This is a genomic window from Novosphingobium sp. Chol11 (genome assembly GCF_945870625.1).
Lineage (GTDB): Bacteria > Pseudomonadota > Alphaproteobacteria > Sphingomonadales > Sphingomonadaceae > Novosphingobium.
In genome coordinates this window covers 1-3259 of record NZ_CAMBTS010000175.1, presented here as the reverse complement: position 1 = coordinate 3259, position 3259 = coordinate 1, and the positions used below count along the sequence as shown (strand labels likewise).

General features: G+C 62.8%; 3 protein-coding genes. 2 read left to right on the top strand and 1 reads right to left on the bottom strand.

Annotation, left to right across the window (positions count from 1 at the left end; genetic code table 11):
* Positions 1 to 154: 154 nt before the first annotated feature.
* On the bottom strand, positions 155 to 904 hold the full coding sequence (locus Q0O40_RS15785) for an SDR family NAD(P)-dependent oxidoreductase (protein WP_295532107.1): 750 nt from the start codon (positions 902 to 904) through the stop codon (positions 155 to 157).
* Between the two features lie 190 nt (positions 905 to 1094).
* Here Q0O40_RS15785 and Q0O40_RS15780 point away from each other — a divergent pair, with 190 nt between their 5' ends.
* Both Q0O40_RS15780 and Q0O40_RS15775 read left to right on the top strand, forming a co-directional pair.
* Positions 1095 to 2714, top strand: coding sequence for an FAD-binding oxidoreductase (locus Q0O40_RS15780; RefSeq protein WP_295532104.1), 1620 nt, complete (start codon positions 1095 to 1097; stop codon positions 2712 to 2714).
* Positions 2715 to 2756: 42 nt separating this feature from the next.
* A partial coding sequence (locus tag Q0O40_RS15775; RefSeq protein ID WP_295532101.1) for an LLM class flavin-dependent oxidoreductase occupies positions 2757 to 3259 on the top strand: 503 nt, incomplete at its 3' end.

The following is a 3259-nucleotide window of genomic DNA, read 5'->3' as shown; positions in this document are numbered from 1 at the left end:
TCGTCGCTCCCGAATTCGGCGGTGCGTTCGTTGCTCCGGGCGCGCTGCGTACCTTTGGCATCGAGGGCACGTTCAAGTTCTGATCTGACGTCCAACACAAAACAACCGGGCCATGCAGCGATGCATGGCCCGGTTTTTTGTGCGCGCGCCTCGCTTAGAGCGAGATGGTCAAGCCGCCATCGACGACGATCGTCTGCCCGGTGAGGTAGCTCGCCTTGTCCGAAAGCAGAAAGGCGATAACCTCGCCGATTTCGGACGCATGCCCGGCGCGGCCCATCGGCACCGTGCCTTCCGCAGCGGCCAGTCCGACCGGGCCGAGCGAGTTTTCCTCCGACAGGATCTGCGCGGTGCGGATAAAGCCGGGGGCAACCGCGTTCACCCGCACATTGTCCTTGGCCAGCGCGCAGGCGGCGGCTTTGACCATGCCCGTAATCCCGGCCTTGGCGGCGGAATAATGCCAATGATCGTCCCAACCCACGACCGCGCCGGCGATGGAGGAAACACACACGATCGCCCCCTGCTGCCGCGCGCTCATTGCCGGAGCCGCAGCGCGGATCAGCCGCAACTGGCCCTTGAGGTTCACGTCGAGCACGTGGTCCCACTTCTCGTCGGTCAGGATGGGATAGGCCGCGCGCGGCGCGATCCCCGCATTGGCGACCAGCGCCGAGAGGCCGCCAAAGCGCGCTTCGATTGATGCGATGGCGGCAACGCAGGCATCGGTATCGCTGACATCGAGCGCGACGAACTCGGCTGAACCCCCGCCGGCGCGGATGTCCGCCGCCACTGCTTCGCCCTCGACGGGGAGGATGTCGCTGACAAAGACATGGTAGCCCTCGCGCCCGAGAATCTTGGCGGTGGCGGCGCCAATGCCGATCCCGGCGCCGGAAACCAGTGCTGCACGCATATGTTCGATCCTTTCAAAGTGCGCCTTGCTCTCACGGCGCGTGCCGCAGAATGCATATGAGAATCATCCGCAAGGGCATCATAGCAAAGCCGGTCGAAATGTGCACAATACCTGCATCTGATGCGAAGAACTCCTTGTGTTTCATCAGTTTCAGCATACAAAATTGAATTGGAACTTGGTGGAGGTGTCGATGGAGTCGAGTCTGCCACAGCAACCGGACACGGATCCGGCGAACAATGCGCCGGACGATGCGACCATCGCCCGATTGCAGCAGATCTTGGGGCGCGAAAATGTCCTGCTCGATAATCCCAGCCGGGAGTTTTTTTCGCAGGACCTGAGCTTCCGGGCGCACGAAGTTGCAGCAGCGGTGATCCAGCCGGCGACGGTCGAAGCCCTGGCCGATGCGGTCGGCGTTGCCACGCGCGCCGGATTTGCCGTGGTGCCGCGCGGCGGCGGGATGAGCTACACCAGCGGCTACACGCCCGAGCGCACCCGCAGCGTATTGATCGATATGCGCCGCATGAACCGCGTGATCGAGATCAATGCCGACGACATGTATGTGATCGTCGAGGCGGGCTGCACCTGGCAGGCGCTGCACGAAGCGCTCGCCCCGCATGGGGTACGCACGCCGTATTGGGGCCCGCTTTCGGGCGCTTATGCCACCGTTGGCGGCGCGCTCTCGCAAAACAGTCTGTTTCATGGATCGGGCACCGGCGGCACCGCGGCGCAGACCGTGATCGGCCTCAAAGTTGTGCTCGCCGATGGCAGCTTGATCACCACCGGCAGCTGGGCGCATAAGAACTCGAGCCCCTTCTGGCGGCACTTCGGCCCCGATGTGACCGGGCTGTTCACCGCCGACACGGGTGCGATGGGGGTCAAGGCAGTCGCCTCGCTGCGGTTGGTGCGCACGGCTGGACACACCGGCTATCTCTCCTACAAGTTCGATACGCTTGAGGCGATGCTGGCAGCGCAAGTGCGGATCGCCCGGCTCGCGATCGCGTCGGAATGCTACGGCTTTGATCCGTATTACAACGCCGGGTTCGAAGGGCAGGGGATCACCTTCGAGGAAGGCCTGTCGCTGGTTGGCAAGATCGCGCGCAAAGGCGGGCTCAAGGGCCTCAAGAATGCTGCGCGCGTGGCGTTGAGCGGCAAGAAGATCCTCAAGAACGTGCCCTATTCGCTGCACATGACGCTCGATGCGCTGACCGAAGTCGTCGCGGCCGAACATACCGATCTGGCCGCCGAGGTCTGCGCCGACGAGGGCGGCACCGAAATGGCCAATTCGATCCCGACCGTCTTTCGCAATGCCCCGTTCGGCGGGGTGCGGACAGTGCTGCTGGGGTCCCAAGGCGAGATATGGATTCCGGTGCACGGCTATTTTCCGCTGTCGCGCGCCATCCCCGCGGCGCAGGCGACCGAACGGTTCCTCGCCGAGCGCAAGCCGCTGATGGAGCAATGGGGCATCAAGACCAGCTACCTGACCTGCTTTTCCGGGCCGGAATTCGTGATCGAGCCGAGTTTCTATTGGCACGATGCGCTGGGCGAGTTCCGCCTCTCGCTCATCGAGCCTGAATTTGCCGACAAGTGGCGCGATATTCCCGCCGACGAGGCGCGCCGCGCGGTCGCGCTGGGCCTGCGCGACGAGCTGCGCAATCTGTTTGACGAACTGGGCGGGCTGCACCTCCAGATCGGGAAGTATTACCCCTACCGCGAGATCATGAACAACGAAGCGCTGGGCCGGGTGGTCGCGGGCGTCAAGGCAGTGGTCGATCCCGAACGGCTGATGAATCCCGGCGCGCTGGGTCTTTGATCGCGCAGTTTCAGAAGGGCAACGAAGTTTCGGAGAAGCGGCGTGAAGTTTGGTGTGTTCCTCCCCAATGGCAGCAACGGCTATATCCCCTCAAAGGGCAGCCCGGTCTATCTGCCGACTTACGCGCATAACAAGGCGATTGCGCAGGAGGCCGAACGGGTAGGGCTCGACTTTGTGCTTTCGATGATGAAGTTCAAAGGGTTCGGCGGGGAGACCGGCTATTGGGACGCCTGCCTCGAAAGCTTCACGCTGATGTCGGCGTTGGCAGCAGATACCAAGCGGATCGGCCTGTTTCCCAGCGTTACCTTGCTCAGCGCGCATCCGCCGGTGGTCGCGCGCATGATCTCGACCATCGACGACGTCAGCGAGGGGCGCTGCGGGCTCAATATCGTGACTGGCTGGAACAAGCCCGAATATACCCAGATGGGCCTGTGGCGCGGCGATGAATACTATGATCGGCGCTATGATTATGCGCGCGAATATCTGACCATTCTGAAGGATCTTTGGCGCACCGGCGAAACCTCGTTCAAGGGTGAATTCTTCTC